Genomic DNA, 17,952 nt, shown 5'->3' on the forward strand with positions numbered 1-17,952 from the left:
TCCGGCGGGGTGACGGCCGACACGCCGATCGAGGTACGTGCCCGGGTCCCGCGGACCGGGACGTGCGCCGGGGGCGGCCGACGTGTAGCAACGTCTGCGAGGACACGGCGCGTCGACCGGCGCGCGCGCCCGGCACGCGGTAAGGACTGATCCGTGGATCTGAAGATCGGATACAAGGCGTCGGCCGAGCAGTTCGGCCCACGCGACCTCGTGGAGTACGCGGTGCTCGCCGAGCAGCTGGGGCTCGACAGCGTCTGGGCCTCGGACCACTTCCTGCCCTGGCGGCACACCGGCGGGCACGCACCGGCGGCGCTGCCCTGGATGGCGGCGGTCGGGGAACGGACCGAGCGGGTGCAGATCGGCACCTCGGTGCTGACGCCGACGTTCCGCTACAACCCGGCGGTGCTGGCCCAGACGTTCGCGACGATGTCGATGCTGACCGGGGGCCGGACCACGCTGGGCGTCGGCACCGGTGAGGCGCTGAACGAGATCGCCGTCTCCGGGATGGAGTGGCCCGAGTTCAAGGAGCGCTTCGCCCGGCTGCGCGAGGCCGTCCGCGCGATGCGGGCACTGTGGACCCAGGACGTGGTGAACTTCGAGGGCGACTACTACACGCTGGTCGACGCCACGATCTACGACCGGCCCGAGCAGCCGGTGCCGGTGTACATCGCGGCCGGCGGCCCGATGGTCGCCCGCTACGCCGGGCGCCAGGGCGACGGCTTCATCTGCACCTCCGGCAAGGGCATGGAGCTTTACACCGACAAGCTGCTGCCGGGCGTGGCCGAGGGTGCGGAGAAGGAGGGCCGCGACGCCGGGGCGATCGACCGGATGATCGAGATCAAGATCAGCTACGACCGCGACCCGGAGGCGGCGAAGGAGAACTGCCGGTTCTGGGCGCCGCTCTCGCTCACCCCGGAACAGAAGCACTCGGTCGGCTCCTCGCAGGAGATGGAGCGCCTGGCCGACGAGCTGCCGATCGAGCAGGTCACGAAGCGGTGGATCGTCGCCTCGGACCCGGACCAGGCCGTCGAGCAGATCCGGCCCTACCTCGACGCCGGGCTGAACCACCTCGTCGTCCACGGGCCGGGCGGCGACCAGAAGCGCTTCCTCACCCAGTTCACCGAGGACGTGCTGCCGAAGCTGCGGAAGCTGGGGTGACGGCGATGAGCGCTGTCGTCCAGGACGGGCGCGTGCTGCGCTGCCGGATCTCCACCGGCCGCCACGGCGCCCTCGACGGGCCGGCCATGCAGGAGATCACCGAGGCGCTGACGAAGCTCGCCGACCAGGACCCGGCAGGTCCCGACGGCGTCGGCGCCGTGCTCGTGCACGGGGACGGCGAGAACTTCTGCACCGGCGGCAACGTCCGCGACTTCGCCGGGGCGCAGGACCGCTACGCCTACGTCCACGAGGTCGCCGACATCTTCCACGCGATGCAGCGCCCGCTGGTGAACAGCCCGGTCCCGACCGTCGCCGCCGTGCGCGGCTGGGCCGCAGGCGCCGGCATGAGCGTGGCGCTGGCCTGCGACCTCGCCGTGGGCGGGAGCTCCACCCGGATGCGCCCCGCCTACCCCGGGATCGGGTTCTCGCCGGACGGCGGCATGTCCTGGACCCTGCCCCGCCTCGTCGGTGCGGCTCGGGCGCGGCGGATCCTGCTCACCGACGAGGTGCTCGACGCCGAGGCGCTGAGCGGGCTCGGCCTGCTCGCCTCGCTGGTCGACGACGACGGCGTCGACGACGAGGCCGCCGCGCTCGCGCACCGGCTGGCCCAGGGGCCGACGGCGGCGCTCGGCCGGATCCGCGGGTTGCTCGGCCGGACCTGGGAGTCGACCCTGGACGAGCAGCTGGAGGCGGAGGCCGACTCGATCGCCACCTGCGCCGGCGGTCCGGAGGGCACCGAGGGTCTGACGGCGTTCGCCGAGAAGCGGCGCCCGCAGTTCCACTGACCACGAACGACGGGCGGCCCGGCCACGATCACGTGGCCGGGCCGTCCTGTGGCAGGAGTGGCTACCGGCCGCTGGCCGGGCTGCCGGCGGCCAGCCGGCGCCCGCGGCGGTCCGGGCGGGCCGCGCCGGGCATCCCGACGCCCCAGCGCTGCACCGGGCGGTGCAGGCCCGGGCCGAGCGGCCAGCCGGAGTCGAGCGGCGCGAGGAGCCGGTCGAGCTCGGAGTCCGCGGTGGCGCCGACGCTGTTGCGCAGCAGCTGCTGGAACCGGTCGTACTCGGCAAGCGCCTCGGCGACCTGCCCGCCGGCCAGCAGCGCCTCGACCAGCGCGCGGCGGGACCGCTCGCGGCTGGGGGCGCTCTGCACGGCACGCCGGGCGACGGCGACGGCGTCGTCGTGCCGGCCCACGTCGGTCAGCGTGCCGGACAGCCCCTCGAGCGCGAAGAGCCGCAGCTGGCGGAAGCGCTCCCGCTCGACCGCGAGCCACGGGGCCGTCCAGGACGGCAGGATGTCCGCCTCCAGCAGCGCCGTGCCCGGGCAGCCGATCTCCCGCACCGTGCGCACCGTGCTCGGTGCCGACAGCCCGCGGACCAGCAACATCGCCTCGGTGAGGTCGACGACGACGTTCTCGTCGAGGTGCCGCCGGCCCCGGTCGTCGGCGGTCAGCAGCCCCGGGACGTCGACGCCGGTGACGGCCTCGTCGAGCAGCCGGGCCGCCGGGGCCGGGCCGATCCCGGGCCACAGGTCCGCGGCCAGCGCGGCCGTCGGCTGCGGGCGGGCGTGCACGGCCAGGTAGGCGACCAGCCGGCGGGAGTCCACCGGCAGCGGGACGGCCTGGCCCCCGGCCCGCAGGCCGAAGGCGCCCAGCACGCGTACGTGCGGTACGGAACCGTCGGTGTCGCCGCTCGGCATGGACTCACTGGATCGACAGTGATCGTCGGACATGGCGGTTTCCCCGGATCGATCGTGGCATGCGGCCCGCAGGTGGTGCTGCGCCGAGCCGAGGCGCGCCGCCCGGGCGGGAGACCGCGGGGCGCGGAGAGGACACGACGAAACCGCACCAGCACGGACGGCGGGCGGCGTCTCCGTGCGGTGTGCTCGCCGGGTCAGGATAGCCGAGCCTGGTCCACGATGTGAGAGCCGGGCGAGGGTTTCCCCACACGTGGTACCGATTCGTGGTGCCGACCGGGCGGGCTCAGGACCTGCTCAGGAGCCGGACGTGGGTGCCGTCGCGCTCGTGCCACACGTGCAGGCTGTCGCACAGCTGGCGGGCGATCCAGGTCCCGCGCCCGCGTGCGTGCGACGGGTGCGGCGGAGCCAGGCCGATCAGCGGCAGCGCGACCGAACCGCGGTCGTGCACCTCGCACACCAGCTCGCCCGGTCGGGCCCACACCGACAGCCCCGCCTCCGGTGAGCCGTGCTCGACGGCGTTCGTGGCGACCTCGTTGACGGCCTGCACCATGTCCTGCCCACGGACCGTGTCGAAGGCGCAGGTCCGGGCGGCCCCGGCGACGGCCTCGCGCACCCGGGAGAGCTCGAAGGTGTTGTACTGCAGGCGCAGGTCCGGTGGCCCGAGCAGGTGCGGCGGTGCGAACGCCCAGGTGGCGAGTACCTCGGCGGGGGAGCGGTGCGCGGGGTTGGGCAGCAGCTCACCGGCGCCCAGCCGCAGCGGATGGTTGGCCAGGGCGGCGTCGCCGACGGTGCCGTGCAGCGGCAGCCGCGGGTAGACGCAGAGCTGGGTGACCGGCAGGCCGTCGAGCGAGATGTTGAGCGCCGCCTCCAGCTCGATCCAGAAGCCGCCGTCGACGCCGTCGAGCTCCGGGTCGTGCTGGGCGATCACGAGCACCGGCCGTCCCGACGAGGACAGCGCCCGCAGCTCCCGGGACCGCCACGCGGCGACCGTCTGGCCGGACTCCCGGGCCGAGCGGGTCAGCGTGGTCAGTTTCCCGACGCGTGCCCCGCTGTCCGCGAGCTCGTCGCGCAGTGCCTGCTCCACCGGCTCGGTGACCGCCAGCGCGAGCTGCGCGCCGGTGTCCCGCACGGCGGCGGTGGCCGCCGGGACGACCCGCGACACGATCTCGCCCGGGTCGTCGGCGTGCACCAGTGCGTGCACGAAGCCCGGCGGGCGTGGGACGGCGTTGATCTGCATCGCAGCGCTCCGGTCAGCGGGCGGGCGGGGGAGGGTCGAGCTGCGGGGGGTCGTCGTCGAACACGAGCTGCGCGGAGAACGCCGCCCCGCACCGGTCGAGGATCCGCGCCACCCGCGGCCGGACCCGGTGCAGGACCAGCCGGTGCGACGCGGGGAAGCTCTCCGCGGCGTGCACGAACGCGACGGCCGAGGCGACGTCGACGAACCGGACCGAGGCCATGTCCAGGCCGATGTCGGCCGGTGCGTCGGCGGAGCGCAGCACGGCGTCCAGCTGCTGGTGGAGCAGCGTGGTGATCTTGGGGCGGTTGCTGTGGTCGATCTCGCCGGCGAGTCGCGCGTGCCCGGCCCCGACCCGCACGATCCGCAGCAGCCCGTCGTCGTAGGCCCCGGTCACGGCCATGTGGTCCCGGTGCAGGGCCCGCATGATGTCGATCTGGTGGTCCGGGAAGTGCTCGTGGTCGTAGGTGCACAGCGCCGAGAGCGACTCCCGGTTCTCCCGGATCAGCCGGGCCAGCAGGCCGTCGAACTCGGGCAGCGTGCCCGAGGCCCCGGGGGCGAGCGTGGCGTGCATCTGACCGGTCAGCCGGGTGCCCGCCCAGCCCTCGTCGCGGTAGCGGGCGATCTCGGCGGTCATGCCGGCGTGGATGTCGGGCAGCCGGGTGCGGAAGGTCGCCCGGGTGGCCTCCTCGGGCTGGATCTCGAGCTGGCCGCGGCGCAGCGGCTCGTCGATCTCGACGCCGTCCTCGGTGAGCCTGCGCAGCAGCGCGTCCGCCGCGCCGTCGTCGTCGAAGTAGAGGATCTTCTCGCCGCGGCCCAGTCCGTGCGCCACGAACTCGGCCGCGAGCTCGCCGAGGTGCTCGGCGCTGTCCGGGATCGCGCAGACGTGATCGCCGGACGAGACATCGCCCGCGAGCTTGATCACGAATCACCTGCCGTGGCGCACCCGGACAGCACGGGTACGCCCTGTGACGCCTTCCAGGACGGATTCACCGTACGGACGTCCGAACAGTGCACCGGAGACCTCGGAGCGTGCCGGGCGCCGAACAGACGGTGACACGCGACGAGCGGCCCGCCACTGGCGTGCACGCGCGTACGGAGGAAAGGGGGTGTCGCCGTTCGGCGCACGACGAGGGGGTCCGGCCGGGCCAGTGGCGGCAGGCCGCCCGGGCCCGGCCGCCCGGTCAGGACCGGGTCTCGACCTCGACCGAGGTGGTGGCGCTGCCCTTGATCGTCTGCAGGACGACGCAGTAGCGCTCGGTCAGCTTGATCAGCGTGGCGACCTTCTCCTCGTCGGCACCGTTCGTGTCGATGTCGAAGGTCAGCCGGATGTCGCGGAACCCGACCGGCGCGTCCTTCGCGACGCCGAGCGTGCCGCGGAAGTCGAGGTCGCCCTCGGCCCGCAGGTTGCCGGTCACGTCGAGCTCGAGGGCGGTCGCGACCGCCCGCAGGGTCACGCCCGCGCACGCCACCAGCGCCTCCAGCAGCATGTCGCCGGAGCAGAGCTGGGTGCCGTCGCCCCCGGTCGCCGGGTGCAGGCCGGCCTCGGCGAGCGCCTGGCCGGTGCTCACCTTGCAGGCGACGCCGCTGCCCAGCTCGCCGTCCGCGGACAGGGTGACGACCGCGGAGTTCGGGTCGTCCCGGTACTGCTGCTTGAGCGGGGCCTGGAGGTTCTTCAGTGCTGTGGTGTCGGTGTCCGTCACGCCCTCCATCCTCACCCACGGGCGCGACGCACACAGCCCGGAGGCCCGTCTAGGCTGGCCGTGTGGGCGGGGAGGCGGATACGGGTCGGACGGCCGCCGTGCGCCGCAACGCCCGCGAGACGGTGCGCGAGGCCCGGGCCACGGTGCGCGACACCGTCCGGGACTCGGTGCACGACGTCGCCGGTCCGCCCACCGGTGCGGACCGGCTGTGGACCGTCCCGAACGCGCTGAGCGTGGTGCGGCTGCTCGGCGTCCCGCTGTTCCTCTGGCTGATGCTCGGCCCCGAGGCCGACGGCTGGGCCGTCGCGGTGCTGGCGATCGGTGGCTTCACCGACTGGCTCGACGGCAAGCTCGCCCGGGTCCTCGACCAGTACAGCCGGCTCGGGGCGATGCTCGACCCGGCCGTGGACCGCCTCTACATCCTGGCCGCGCTGGTCGGGCTGGCCGTGCGCGACATCGTCCCGTGGTGGGCGGTGCTGGTGCTGGTCGCCCGGGACGCGGTCCTGGCCGGGTGCGTGCTCGTGCTGCGGTGGCGCGGCTACGGCCCGTTCGAGGTCGTGTACGTCGGCAAGGCCGCGACCTTCGTCCTGCTCTACACCTTCCCGCTGCTGCTGCTCGGGGACGGGCCGTCGACCGCCGAGGCGGTGGTGCGGGTGATCGCGCACGCGTTCGCGGTCTGGGGGGTCGTGCTCTACCTCTGGTCCGGGGTGCTCTACCTGGCCCAGTTCGTCCTGGCGCTGCGCCGGCCGCTGCCCGGACGGGCCCTGCCGCCGCCCGGTCCCACCCGGTTCGATCACGGTGGCACGGGGGGCTAGGCTCGCCGCGTGAGCTCGGAGATTCCGTCGGACCTGATCTACACCGAAGCCCACGAGTGGGTTCGCGAGACCGAGGGCGGGGTGGTTCGGATCGGTATCACCGACCATGCCCAGTCCCAACTGGGTGACGTGGTGTTCGTTCAGCTGCCCACGGTCGGTGACACCCTGACGGCCGGGGACGCGATGGGCGAGGTCGAGTCGACCAAGTCGGTCTCGGACATCTACGCCCCGCTGGGCGGCGAGGTCGTGGCCGTCAACGAGGCGCTCGACGCCAGCCCGGAGCTGGTCAACTCGGCCCCGTACGGCGACGGCTGGATCGTCGAGATCAAGACGGCCGAGGGCGTGTCGACGGCGGGCATGCTCGACGCCGAGGCCTACCGGCAGTTCGCCGACGGCACCTGAGGGAAGCGGCGGGACCGCCCGACGCACCGGCCGGGCCGGGCGGCGTTCTCCGTATCGTCGCCGGGGTCGTACCGGTAGGTTCAGCCCCTCTGGCACCGTCAGCACCGTCACCGGCACCGCCGCCTCCGCGCGACCGGCGCCGCTGATCGCCACCCGGACCGCGTCCGGGACCCGTTCCCTACAGGAGGAGACCCCGAGGTGACCACGAACGACCCGCGCGACGTGCCACCGGAGCGCGCACCGGAGACCACGTCGGTCTTCCGGGCGGACTTCCTCGCCGACGTCGAGCAGCCGACCGAGGAGCCGGCCGTCTCCGGTGTCGACGGGCTGCCCGCCGGGTCGGCGTTGCTGGTCGTCCGGCGCGGTCCGAACGCCGGCTCGCGTTTCCTGCTCGACGTGCCGACCACCAGTGCGGGCCGGCATCCGGACAGTGACATCTTCCTGGACGACGTGACCGTCTCCCGCCGGCACGCGGAGTTCCGCCGTGACGCGGGCGAGTTCGTCGTCGTCGACGTGGGCAGCCTGAACGGCACCTACGTCAACCGTGAGCCGGTGGACACCGCCGTCCTCGCGAACGGCGACGAGGTCCAGATCGGCAAGTTCCGGCTGGTCTTCCTGACCGGCCCCCGTGAGCCCGGCCGGGACTGATCCGGGCACGGACGTGAATGCGGGGCGTCGAGCCGACACGCCGTGCGGAACGAGCGTGTGACGATGATCGAAGTACCCCTGCACTCCCCGTCCGGAGGCGCGCATCGGGGGCTCGGCCCGTGTAGCGTCGGAACGTGTCGGTGTCGGGAGCAGGAGCGACCTCGGCCCGCATGACACGGACCAGGCGAGCAAGGTGATCCGGGCGGTCGGGGTGGCGGGTTCACCCGGGCCGGCCGACAGGCCCGCAAGGGCCGGGGAGGCGGGCTGATGAGCGAGATGCGCGTCGTGGGTGTCCGGGTCGAACTCCCGGCGAACCAGCCGATCCTGTTGCTGCGGGAGACCAACGGGGACCGCTACCTGCCGATCTGGATAGGGTCCGTGGAGGCGACGGCCATCGCCCTGGAGCAGCAGGGGGTGAAGCCGGCCCGCCCGCTGACCCACGACCTCCTCAAGGACGTCATCGGGGCGCTCGGCAGGCGCCTCGAGCAGGTGCGGGTGACCGACCTCCAGGAAGGCACCTTCTACGCCGAGCTGATCTTCGACGGCGGGGTGACCGTGTCCGCGCGGCCGAGCGACTCGATCGCGCTGGCGCTGCGGACCGGGGTGCCCGTCCACGCCGACGAGAGCGTGCTGGCCGAGGCCGGGCTCGTCATCCCCGACGAGCAGGAGGACGAGGTCGAGAAGTTCCGCGAGTTCCTCGACTCCGTCTCTCCCGAGGACTTCCGCGGCGCCCAGCCCGGCTGACGGAAATCGCCGCTCGGCGCCATGATCGACCGTTGGGCGTGACCGCCCGACGGCCCGCTGCGGCGGTAGGCGGTGTCCGGTACGCGTACGTCGGCGAGCCGCGTTGACCACCCCGTCCACCGGGCATACCGTCATCAGCACTGATGACATCCGTGGAACTCATCGTCACTCAGCGTGATGATGGTGACGATGCAGAGCCACGGTGCGGCCGATCGAGGGAGAGCACGCGGTGCATACGCCACCACCCGAGGGGCCGGGCCAGGGAGAGCTCTTCCCGGACCCGCTCGTCGGTGAGGGGCTGGACGGGGTGTCCGATCGCCTCGTCGGCTTCCGCGGCCCGACCGCGTGCCAGGTCGTGGGGATCACCTACCGGCAGCTCGACTACTGGGCCCGGACCGGGTTGGTCGTACCGTCCATCCGCGGCGCGGCGGGATCGGGCAGCCAGCGGCTGTACTCGTTCAAGGACGTCCTCGTCCTGAAGATCGTGAAGCGGCTGCTGGACGCGGGCGTCTCGTTGCAGAACATCCGGATCGCCGTCGAGCACCTGCGCAGGCGCGGGATACGGGACCTGGCCGGCATCACGTTGTTCTCCGACGGCACCACGGTCTACGAGTGCACCTCCCCGGAGGAGGTCGTGGATCTGCTGCAGGGCGGTCAGGGCGTGTTCGGCATCGCGGTCGCGGGCGCGATGCGCGAGATCAGCGGCGTGATCAAGGACTTCCCGGCGGAGCGCGCCGACGGCGGCACAGTCGACGAGGCCCCGGAGGACGAGCTGGCCCGCCGGCGGGCCCGGCGGGCCATCTCCTGAGCTTGCCTGCCGCTCACGCGGCCATGCGGTACGGGTCGTGCTCGGCGAGCAGCTTCTCCATCCGCGCCTGGTCGACCCGGTTGACGACGGTCAGGCTGTCCTGCTTGTCGCGCACGCACTTCGCCAGAGTGAACGCCGAGGTGACGGCGTACAGCACGGCGATCGCGAGGAAGGCCTTCACCCAGCCGTCGACCGGCAGGTAGACGGTCCCGATCACGACGGCGGCCAGCGAGACGCCGAAGGACAGGACCGCCTGCATGTGGAACGCGGCGGTCGTGGCGGGCGTGGGGCTCGGGGTGCCGGAGTTGGTCATGGCGCAAGTGTGATCCGACCCGCTCACGGACGACGCCGTGAAAGTACGCAGCAGACCGGTATCCTCGAGGGGTAGTCGTTGACGCCGCGCGGGAGAGCCCCGGTGCAGGAGACCGGGCGCCGAAGGAGCAAATCCCTTCCCGGAATCTCTCAGGCACCAGGACCGTGCGGCCGAGACACCTCTGGAAAGCGATCGGCACCACGGGGAGCCGGTCCGCCGACGGGGAAAGCCGGAAGCCTCCGGTGAATCTCTCAGGCGCCCCGCAGCGGGCACGGACAGAGGGGGAGGGGCCGACCGCCCTGCCCCGACCTGCCTTCCGGAGGCGCCGTGAGCCCCAACCCGCAGCAGGACCACCGCACGCTCGCCGAGCTCGAGCGCGGACTGCCGTTCGCCGACCGGCACATCGGGCCCCGCCCCGGTGAGCTGGCCCGGATGCTCGACGAGCTCGGCGTCGACTCGCTCGACGCGCTGGCCGACCGTGCCCTGCCGGGCACGATCCGGGATCCCGAGCCCGTCGGGTCCTCGCTCCCCGCACCCGCAGGGGAGGCCGAGATGCTCGCCGAGCTGCGCGGCCTGGCCGACCGCAACACCGTGACCGTGCCGATGATCGGGCTCGGCTACCACGGGACCCGTACGCCGTCGGTGATCCGGCGCAACGTGCTGGAGAACCCGGCCTGGTACACCGCCTACACGCCGTACCAGCCGGAGATCAGCCAGGGCCGGCTGGAGGCGCTGCTGGCGTTCCAGACGATGGTCTCGGACCTGACGGGACTACCGGTCGCCGGCGCGTCGCTGCTGGACGAGGCCACCGCGGCGGCCGAGGCGATGACGCTGCTGCGCCGGGCCGGTCGCTCGAAGAGCCCCCGGTTCGTCGTCGACGCCGACACCCTGCCGCAGACCCTGGACGTGCTCCGCACCCGGGCCGAGCCGCTGGGCATCGAGCTCGAGGTGGCCGACCTGTCCGGGGGCACCCTTCCCGGCGGCGAGTTCTTCGGCGTCCTGCTGTCCTACCCCGGCGCGTCGGGCAGGGTCGCGGACCCGGCCGCACTGATCGCGCAGGCGCACGAGCGGGGTGCGCTCGTGGCCGTCGCGTCGGACCTGCTGGCGCTGACCCTGCTGACCCCGCCCGGCGAGCTCGGCGCGGACGTCGCCGTCGGCTCCACCCAGCGCTTCGGCGTGCCGCTCGGGTTCGGCGGCCCGCACGCCGCGTACATGTCGGTGGGCGACAAGCACGCCCGCCAGCTGCCCGGCCGTCTCGTGGGCGTCTCCCGTGACGCCGACGGCAACTACGCGCTGCGCCTGGCGCTGCAGACCCGCGAGCAGCACATCCGTCGGGAGAAGGCGACCTCCAACATCTGCACGGCGCAGGTGCTCCTGGCCGTGATGGCCGCCTGTTACGGCGTGCACCACGGCCCGGAGGGACTGGCGACGATCGCCCGGCGCACCCACCGCATGGCCGCCGTACTGGCCGCCGGCCTGCGTACCGGTGGCGTCGAGATCGTCCACGACGCGTTCTTCGACACCGTCCTGGCCCGGGTGCCCGGCCGGGCGGGCGCCGTGGTCGACGCGGCCCACGAGGCCGGGATCGCCCTGCGGACCGTGTCCGGCGACGCGGTGGGCATCTCCACCTCGGAGATCACCACCGTCGCGCACCTGCGCTCGGTCTGGTCGGCGTTCGGCGTCGAAGTGTCCGATGTGGATGCTCTCGACGCGGCCACCACCGACGCACTGCCCGCGGAGCTCGGGCGGACCAGCGGGTACCTGACGCACCCCACGTTCCACGATTACCGGTCGGAGACCGCGCTGATGCGCTGGCTGCGCCGGCTCGCCGACGCCGACCTGGCGCTGGACCGCACGATGATCCCGCTGGGCTCGTGCACGATGAAGCTCAACGCCTCCGCGGAGATGGAGCCGGTCACCTGGCCGCAGTTCAGCGACCTGCACCCGTTCGCGCCGGAGGCCGACACCGCGGGCTCCCGGGAGATGATCACCCAGCTGGAGACCTGGCTGGCCGATCTCACCGGGTACGCGGCCGTGTCGCTGCAGCCGAACGCGGGTAGCCAGGGCGAGTTCGCCGGGCTGCTGGCGATCGCCGCCTACCACCGCTCGCGCGGCGAGGACGAGCGCGACGTCTGCCTGATCCCGGCGTCCGCGCACGGCACCAACGCCGCCTCGGCGATCATGGCCGGGATGCGGGTCGTGGTCGTCGGCACCGACGGCCACGGCGACGTCGACCTCGACGACCTGCGGGCGAAGATCGCCGAGCACGGCGACCGGCTCGCCGCGCTGATGATCACCTACCCCTCGACGCACGGCGTGTACGAGGCGCAGGTCCGCGACGTCTGCGGTGCCGTGCACGAGGCCGGTGGCCAGGTCTACGTCGACGGTGCCAACCTCAACGCGCTGGTCGGCGTCGCCCGCCCCGGTGCGTTCGGCGGCGACGTCAGCCACCTGAACCTGCACAAGACGTTCTGCATCCCGCACGGCGGCGGCGGCCCGGGGGTCGGTCCGGTCGCGGTGGCCGAGCACCTGGTGCCGTTCCTGCCCGGCCGCACGTCGCGGGAGGACGGCGGGGTCGGCCCGGTGTCCGCGGCCCCGTACGGGAGCCCGGGCGTGCTGCCGATCTCGTGGGCGTACCTGCGGATGATGGGTCTCGACGGGCTGCGCCGGGCCACCCTGACCGCGGTCGCGGCGGCGAACTACGTCGCGAAGCGGCTGGCCGAGCACTACCCGGTGCTGTACTCGGGCGTCGACGGCTCCGTCGCCCACGAGTGCATCCTCGACCTGCGCCAGATCACCAAGGACACCGGCGTGACGGTGGACGACGTCGCCAAGCGGCTCATCGACCACGGTATCCACGCCCCGACCATGTCGTTCCCGGTCGCCGGGACGCTGATGGTCGAGCCGACCGAGTCCGAGGACCTGCCCGAGATCGAGCGCTTCGTGCAGTCCATGATCGCGATCCGCGGGGAGATCGCCCGGGTCGCGGCCGGGGAGTGGCCTGCCGACGACAACCCGCTGCGCAACGCCCCGCACACCGCGGCCTGCCTCTCCGACGACAAGTGGGACCACCCGTACCCGCGCGAGCTCGCCGCCTACCCGGCCGGTGGGACGCCGGGGGTGCACGACCGCAAGGTCTGGCCGCCGGTGCGCCGGATCGACGGGGCGCACGGCGACCGCAACCTGGTCTGCTCCTGCCCGCCGCCGGAGGCCTTCGCCTGATCGGCCGGGGGCTCCGCGGGAACCCGCTCACCGGATGAGCGGGTTCCCGAGGGTCAGGCCCGGGGCAGGCGGGAGCGGCGGTGCGCGGCCATCCGGACCGGCGCGTCGGCCCAGCCGTGACCGTCGTGGGTCCCGGTGCGCTGCACCAGGATCAGGAACAGTCGCCCGCCGAGCAGCTCGGTGCAGACCCCGATGAGGTCGCCACCGCCGTCGCGCTCGTGGAACACCCCCAGCTCCCGGTACGCGGCCATCGTCGCGTCCGGGAGCTCCAGGCGGGCGGCCAGGTCGTCGTGGTAGTTCGCCGGCACGGCCAGCAGCGGGGCGCCCGCGTCCCGGGCGGCGGTGGCGGTGGCGACGACGTCGTCGCAGGCCAGCGCGACGTACTGCGGGTCCGCCACGGCGGGGCTCCACCCGCCGCGCCGCAGCAGCGACACGGTGAGCGCGATCCGGATACGGCGGGCGGGATCGGCCAGCGCGCGGCTGCGGATCAGGCCGAAGGGTGCGGCGAACTCGCCGTCGGCGACGGTGTCCAGGCCGAGCACGGACCGGTGGAACAGCACGGCCTCGTCGAACGCGTCGTAGGGCTGGGTGAGGCCGACGTGGTCGATCCCGGTGATGCCGGTACCGGGGACGGGCGGTTCGTCGACGGCCACGAAGTCGTGCGACCAGACCGGGCCGGGGCCGTCCGGGGCGGTGCGGCAGAAGAACAGTGAGGTGCCGTCCGGGGCGGAGACCTCGGCCAGGTCCGCCTCGTCGGGCCCGGTGCTGCGGGGGAGCAGCGGTGCGCAGAGCCGGGCGGCGCGGCGGGCGGACGCCGCCGGGTCCGCCGACTCGAGGCCGAGCGCCACGATCGCACTGCCGGTACCGCTGCCGCTGCCGCCTGTGTCGGCGCCGGCGTTCACCAGCAGCCGGGCGTCGCCCTGCTCGTAGCGCTCGACCTGCTTGGTGCGGTGCACGCCGGTGCGGCTGAACCCGAGCGCGCGCAGCGCCCGGCCGAGCTCCGGGCCGGCGGCCAGCTCGACGAACGCGGGCCCGGTGAGTGCCGGCGGTCCGGTGCCGACCGGATCGGTGCCGACGCCGCGGTGCGCCGTCGCCTCGGCCAGCGCGAGCAGCGACCGGCGCGCGTCCACGGCGGTGCGGACCGGGTCGGCCTGGCGGAAGACGTCGTTGAACACCTCCAGCGACAGCGGCCCGGTGTAGCCGGCCCGCAGCACGGGGGCGAGGAACCTGGGCAGGTCGAAGCCGCCCTGGCCGGGGAACAGGCGGTGGTGGCGGCTCCAGGACAGCACGTCCATGGACAGCTCGCGGGCGTCGGCGAGCTGCAGGAAGAACAGCTTGTCGCGCTCGACGCCGGCGATCGGCGCCGGGTCGGAGCCGCGGGCCAGCACGTGGAACGAGTCGAGGCACAGCCCGAGCGCCGGGTGGTCGCCGGCCTGCACCGCCCGCCAGGACGCGTCCCAGGTGTTCACGTGCCGGCCCCAGGCCAGTGCCTCGTAGGCGATGCGGATGCCCCGCTCGTGTGCGCGGCCGGCGAGGGTGTGCAGCTGCCCGGCGAGCCGGTCGGGGTCGGCGACCGCGTCCGGGGCGACCGACGAGCAGACCAGGACGGTGTCGGCGCCGAGGCCCGCCATGACGTCGAACGTGGCCTCGGCCCGGCGCAGGTTGGCGGCGAACCGGTCCGGGTCGGTGGAGTCGATGTCACGCAGCGGCTGGTAGAGGTCGATCGACAGGCCGAGGTCGCGGCAGCGGGCGCCGATGCCGGCCGGTGGGAGCGGATCGGCGACCAGGTCCGGCGCGAAGATCTCGACGCCGTCGAACCCGGCGACGGCGGCGGCGTCGAGCTTGTCCTCCAGCGTGCCGGACAGGCAGACCGTGGCCAGCGACAGGCGCGGGGTCTCACGCGACACGACCGGCCTCCTGCGCCGTGTCGTGCACTGTCCCGTGCCCGGCCTGCTCGGCGTCGACCAGCTCGGCGAGGTGGGCGAGCATCCGGGCCGGGTCCGGGGTACGGCCGGTGAACAGCCGGAACGCCTCGGCGGCCTGGTGCACGGCCATCCGCCCGCCGTCGACGGTGCGGCAGCCCGCGGCCCGGGCGGCGCGCAGCAGCGCCGTGTCCAGCGGCCGGTAGACGATCTCGGCGACCCACGGGCGCCCGGCGAGCAGGTCCGCGTCGAAGGGCAGACCGGGATGGTCGGCCATGCCGACCGGGGTGGCGTGCACGACGCCGGTGGCGCCGGTCAGCAGCTCGGCCAGCTCGTCGCGCGGGTGGGCGGTGACGGTGGCACCCGCGGCCAGCAGCGGGGTGAGCGTGGCGGCGAGCCCGGCGGCGCGCTCGCCGTCGACGTCCACGACGTGCAGCGCGCACACACCCTCGCGGGCCAGCGCGACGCCGGCGGCCGCCCCGGCGCCGCCCGCGCCGAGCAGCACCACCCGGTCCGGCGACGCGCCGGGAAGGCCCTCGCGCAGACCGTCCCGGAAGCCGGACCAGTCCGTGTTGTGGCCGGCCAGCGAACCGTCCGCGCCGATCACGACGGTGTTGACGGCGCCGACCGCGGCGGCGTCGGGGGACAGCGTGTCGAGATGCGGGATGACGAGCTGCTTGCAGGGATGGGTGATGTTGAGCCCCCGGTAGCCCTCGGTGCAGGCCCGCGCGAGCAGGTCACCGACGTCGGCCGGCGCTGCACCGAGCGCGTCCAGGTCCCAGCGTTCGTAGCGCAGCGGCAGCCGGAGCGCGGACGCCTCCCGCTCGTGCAGGGCCGGGGACAGCGACGGTCCGATCCCGGCGCCGATCAGCCCGGTCCGTACGGTCCCGGTCGTCGCGGTGGCGGTCGTGGTGCTCTGCACGTGCCCTCCCATTTTATGTACCGTCTGGTTAGTTGTACCGGACGGCGGACGAGTCGCACCAGCCCCGGTCGCCGTGCGGCGGTAGCGTCCGGCCCCGGCGCACAACGAGGAGGTCGGACGTGTCGGCAGCCCCGCAGGGGACCGGGCGGCAGCGGGATCCGGAGCGGACCAGGGCCGACATCCTGGACGAGGCGACCGCCGAGTTCGCCGAGCGCGGGTTCGCCGGCGCCCGGGTCGACGAGATCGCCGCCCGTACCCGCACCACCAAGCGGATGCTCTACTACTACTTCGGGTCGAAACAGGGTCTCTACCTGGCCGTCCTGGAGCGGGCCTACATCGGGATCCGGGCGCTGGAGCAGAACCTCGAGGTCGCCGAGCTCAACCCCGCGAGAGCCGTGCGGGCGGTGGCCGAGCTGACCTTCGACCACCACGAGACGCATCCGGAGTTCATCCGGCTGGTGGCCATCGAGAACATCCACCACGCCGAGCACCTGCGCAGCTCGCCGGAGCTGTCCGGGCTCTCCGGGACGGCCGTCGACGTCCTCGACGGGATCCTGCGGCGCGGCCGGGACGCGGGCCTGTTCCGGGCCGACGTCGACGCGCTCGACGTGCACATGCTGATCAGCGCGTTCTGCGTGTTCCGGCTGTCCAACCGGCACACCTTCGCCGCTCTCTTCGAGCGGGACCTGCTCGACCCCGGCCGTCGCGAGCACTACCGCCGGATGGTCGGGGACCTGGTCGTGGAGTACCTGACGGCGCACGTCGGACGGTCCTGAACCGGTACCGAACGTCTCCGGGTTGACAGCGCCGGATGCTCAACTCACCATTCGGTACGTAACTGGACGGTACATTAGCGCGGCAATCGCCGCCGTGCCTCTGCAACGACGCATCTGCCTGGAGGACCCGTGAGTCCCAGCCCGTCACCGGCCGCCCCGGCCGGCGGCCTGCCCTCGACCGCCCAGCCCAGGCGGGCGGCCCTGGCCGCGTGGGTCGGTAGCGCTCTGGAGTACTACGACTTCTTCATCTACGGCACCGCCGCGGCGCTGGTGTTCAACAAGGTCTTCTTCCCGGAGACGAGCCCGGTCGCCGGCACCCTGCTCTCGCTGGCCACCTTCGGCGTCGCCTACATCGCCCGGCCGCTCGGCGCGGTGCTGTTCGGCCACATCGGCGACCGGCTCGGGCGCAAGAAGGTGCTGGTCGCGACCCTGCTCATGATGGGGGTCGCCACCCTGGCGATCGGCTTCCTGCCGTCGTACGACCAGATCGGTGCGCTCGCCCCGGCCCTGCTGGTCGTCTGCCGGCTGCTGCAGGGCCTGTCCGCGGGCGGCGAGCAGGCCGGCGCGAACTCGATGACGCTGGAGCACTCGCCGCAGGACCGGCGGTCGTTCTTCACCAGCTTCACTCTCTCCGGCACCCAGGGCGGCCAGATCCTCGCGACCGCAGTGTTCCTGCCGGTCGCGCTGCTGCCCGAGGAGGCGCTGCTGAGCTGGGGCTGGCGGGTGCCGTTCTGGGCGAGCGTGCTGGTGCTGGTCGCGGGCGTCCTGATCCGGCGCACGCTGCACGAGACCCCGGTGTTCGAGCGCGAGATCGCCGGCACCACCCCCGACGGCGCGCCGACGCCGGCGACGAAGGACCAGCTGCCGATCGCCGCCCTGCTGCGCGGGCACTGGCCCAACCTGCTGCGGGTGTCGCTGGCCGCGACCGTGGCGTCGGTCAGCACCCTGATGACGGTCTTCGCACTGTCGTTCGCCGTGAACACCGTCGGACTGGAGCGTTCGACGATGCTGTGGGTCGTCGTCGCCGCCAACGTCGTCGCGCTGGCCGCGATCCCGCTGTTCGCGACGCTGGCCGACCGGATCGGGCGCCGCCCCGTGTTCATCGGGGGCGCGCTGGGCAGCGCCGTGCTGCTCGCCGCCTACCTCTGGGCGATCTCGACGGGGAACCTGGTGCTCGTCTTCGTCACCGGCATCCTGCTCTCCGGGGTGGTCTACAGCGCCGCGAACGGGGTCTGGCCGGCGTTCTACGGCGAGATGTTCCCGGCGAAGGTCCGGCTCACCGGCACCGCCGTGGGCACCCAGATCGGGTTCGCGCTCGGCGGGTTCTCCCCGACGATCGCGGCCGCGCTGGCCGGAGGCAGCGCCGCCGGCTGGATCTCGGTCGCCGTGTTCGGTGCGGTGATCTGCCTGGTCGCGGCTGCTTCGGCGTACAGCGCCCGGGAGACCGCGCACCTGAGCCTGCAGGACATCGAGACGCTGCAGGACCGGCCGAGCCGGGTCGGCGCCGGCGCCGGCGCCGGCGTCTGAGGATCCCGGACGAGGTACGGCGCCGCGGTCCCTGGCCGCGGCGCCGCACCCGGTTCTAGCGTG

Annotated in this window: 17 protein-coding genes and 1 riboswitch; of the genes, 10 read left to right on the plus strand and 7 right to left on the minus strand. The window is 73.6% G+C overall.

Translation table 11 applies throughout. The features are described from left to right. Window positions 1-153: 153 nt before the first annotated feature. Window positions 154-1,158 carry a glucose-6-phosphate dehydrogenase (coenzyme-F420) gene (fgd, locus tag JOF36_RS19330; protein ID WP_210028638.1) on the plus strand — a complete coding sequence of 335 codons (1,005 nt, stop codon included), beginning with the start codon at window positions 154-156 and terminating at the stop codon, window positions 1,156-1,158. 5 nt (window positions 1,159-1,163) lie between these two features. Continuing rightward, window positions 1,164-1,943 carry an enoyl-CoA hydratase/isomerase family protein gene (locus JOF36_RS19335; protein ID WP_210028641.1) on the plus strand — a complete coding sequence of 260 codons (780 nt, stop codon included), beginning with the start codon at window positions 1,164-1,166 and terminating at the stop codon, window positions 1,941-1,943. Between the two features lie 61 nt (window positions 1,944-2,004). Here JOF36_RS19335 and JOF36_RS19340 read toward each other — a convergent pair whose 3' ends face one another. The 4 genes from JOF36_RS19340 to JOF36_RS19355 all read right to left on the minus strand — a co-directional run bounded on the left by JOF36_RS19340 (window position 2,005) and on the right by JOF36_RS19355 (window position 5,799). Further along, complete coding sequence (locus JOF36_RS19340; RefSeq protein WP_210028645.1) at window positions 2,005-2,853, minus strand: AfsR/SARP family transcriptional regulator; 849 nt, start codon at window positions 2,851-2,853, stop codon at window positions 2,005-2,007. 283 nt (window positions 2,854-3,136) lie between these two features. Next, window positions 3,137-4,090: an ATP-binding protein gene (locus tag JOF36_RS19345; protein WP_210028649.1), complete on the minus strand. Its 954-nt coding sequence runs from the start codon at window positions 4,088-4,090 to the stop codon at window positions 3,137-3,139. A 13-nt stretch (window positions 4,091-4,103) separates the two neighbouring features. After that, window positions 4,104-5,012: an MEDS and STAS domain-containing protein gene (locus JOF36_RS40950; protein ID WP_210028657.1), complete on the minus strand. Its 909-nt coding sequence runs from the start codon at window positions 5,010-5,012 to the stop codon at window positions 4,104-4,106. A gap of 259 nt (window positions 5,013-5,271) precedes the next feature. Continuing rightward, window positions 5,272-5,799: an OsmC family protein gene (locus JOF36_RS19355; RefSeq protein WP_210028659.1), complete on the minus strand. Its 528-nt coding sequence runs from the start codon at window positions 5,797-5,799 to the stop codon at window positions 5,272-5,274. A gap of 158 nt (window positions 5,800-5,957) precedes the next feature. On the opposite strand from JOF36_RS19355, the gene clsA reads away from it, so the two are divergent. From clsA to JOF36_RS19380, 5 genes are all read left to right on the plus strand, one after another. Continuing rightward, entirely contained in the window at window positions 5,958-6,605 is a 648-nt protein-coding gene (clsA, locus tag JOF36_RS19360) for a cardiolipin synthase ClsA (protein WP_307862757.1), read from the plus strand. 9 nt (window positions 6,606-6,614) lie between these two features. Then, window positions 6,615-7,007, plus strand: coding sequence for a glycine cleavage system protein GcvH (gcvH, locus tag JOF36_RS19365; protein ID WP_210028669.1), 393 nt, complete (start codon window positions 6,615-6,617; stop codon window positions 7,005-7,007). 198 nt (window positions 7,008-7,205) lie between these two features. Next, window positions 7,206-7,655: a glycogen accumulation regulator GarA gene (gene garA, locus JOF36_RS19370; protein ID WP_093337799.1), complete on the plus strand. Its 450-nt coding sequence runs from the start codon at window positions 7,206-7,208 to the stop codon at window positions 7,653-7,655. A gap of 267 nt (window positions 7,656-7,922) precedes the next feature. Continuing rightward, window positions 7,923-8,399: a bifunctional nuclease family protein gene (locus tag JOF36_RS19375; RefSeq protein WP_010224693.1), complete on the plus strand. Its 477-nt coding sequence runs from the start codon at window positions 7,923-7,925 to the stop codon at window positions 8,397-8,399. 229 nt (window positions 8,400-8,628) lie between these two features. Next, entirely contained in the window at window positions 8,629-9,207 is a 579-nt protein-coding gene (locus tag JOF36_RS19380; protein ID WP_372447392.1) for a MerR family transcriptional regulator, read from the plus strand. A 13-nt stretch (window positions 9,208-9,220) separates the two neighbouring features. On the opposite strand, the gene JOF36_RS19385 is transcribed toward JOF36_RS19380, so the two are convergent. Further along, the gene (locus JOF36_RS19385; RefSeq protein ID WP_210028673.1) at window positions 9,221-9,520 is read right to left on the minus strand and encodes a YiaA/YiaB family inner membrane protein; all 300 of its coding nucleotides are present in this window, start codon (window positions 9,518-9,520) and stop codon (window positions 9,221-9,223) included. Window positions 9,521-9,599: 79 nt separating this feature from the next. Continuing rightward, a riboswitch (glycine riboswitch) is annotated at window positions 9,600-9,695 on the plus strand. 152 nt (window positions 9,696-9,847) lie between these two features. Between JOF36_RS19385 and gcvP the strand changes: the two genes are divergently transcribed. Further along, window positions 9,848-12,742 carry an aminomethyl-transferring glycine dehydrogenase gene (gene gcvP / locus JOF36_RS19390; RefSeq protein ID WP_210028677.1) on the plus strand — a complete coding sequence of 965 codons (2,895 nt, stop codon included), beginning with the start codon at window positions 9,848-9,850 and terminating at the stop codon, window positions 12,740-12,742. Window positions 12,743-12,795: 53 nt separating this feature from the next. Here the strand turns inward: gcvP and JOF36_RS19395 are convergent, their stop codons facing one another. Together JOF36_RS19395 and JOF36_RS19400 are read right to left on the minus strand one after the other, a co-directional pair. Continuing rightward, window positions 12,796-14,649: a sugar phosphate isomerase/epimerase and 4-hydroxyphenylpyruvate domain-containing protein gene (locus JOF36_RS19395; RefSeq protein WP_210028679.1), complete on the minus strand. Its 1,854-nt coding sequence runs from the start codon at window positions 14,647-14,649 to the stop codon at window positions 12,796-12,798. Then, window positions 14,639-15,586, minus strand: a complete 948-nt coding sequence (locus JOF36_RS19400; protein WP_307862467.1) for a shikimate dehydrogenase — start codon at window positions 15,584-15,586, stop codon at window positions 14,639-14,641. The genes JOF36_RS19395 and JOF36_RS19400 overlap by 11 nt, the downstream gene beginning before the upstream one ends. A gap of 119 nt (window positions 15,587-15,705) precedes the next feature. Here JOF36_RS19400 and JOF36_RS19405 point away from each other — a divergent pair, with 119 nt between their 5' ends. Beyond that, complete coding sequence (locus tag JOF36_RS19405) at window positions 15,706-16,362, plus strand: TetR/AcrR family transcriptional regulator (RefSeq protein ID WP_210028688.1); 657 nt, start codon at window positions 15,706-15,708, stop codon at window positions 16,360-16,362. A 129-nt stretch (window positions 16,363-16,491) separates the two neighbouring features. Then, the gene (locus JOF36_RS19410) at window positions 16,492-17,889 is read left to right on the plus strand and encodes an MFS transporter (protein WP_210028690.1); all 1,398 of its coding nucleotides are present in this window, start codon (window positions 16,492-16,494) and stop codon (window positions 17,887-17,889) included. Window positions 17,890-17,952 lie beyond the last annotated feature (63 nt).

It is taken from the genome of Pseudonocardia parietis (assembly GCF_017876315.1).
Taxonomy (GTDB): domain Bacteria; phylum Actinomycetota; class Actinomycetes; order Mycobacteriales; family Pseudonocardiaceae; genus Pseudonocardia; species Pseudonocardia parietis.

Bases quoted from the DNA above. Each gene is read 5' to 3' on its own strand.
- JOF36_RS19335 (WP_210028641.1), top strand. From the start codon at position 1,164: ATGAGCGCTGTCGTCCAGGACGGGCGCGTGCTGCGCTGCCGGATCTCC.
- JOF36_RS19340 (WP_210028645.1), bottom strand. From the start codon at position 2,853: ATGCCGAGCGGCGACACCGACGGTTCCGTACCGCACGTACGCGTGCTG.
- JOF36_RS19345 (WP_210028649.1), bottom strand. From the start codon at position 4,090: ATGCAGATCAACGCCGTCCCACGCCCGCCGGGCTTCGTGCACGCACTG.
- JOF36_RS19355 (WP_210028659.1), bottom strand. From the start codon at position 5,799: ATGGAGGGCGTGACGGACACCGACACCACAGCACTGAAGAACCTCCAG.
- JOF36_RS19375 (WP_010224693.1), top strand. From the start codon at position 7,923: ATGAGCGAGATGCGCGTCGTGGGTGTCCGGGTCGAACTCCCGGCGAAC.
- JOF36_RS19385 (WP_210028673.1), bottom strand. From the start codon at position 9,520: ATGACCAACTCCGGCACCCCGAGCCCCACGCCCGCCACGACCGCCGCG.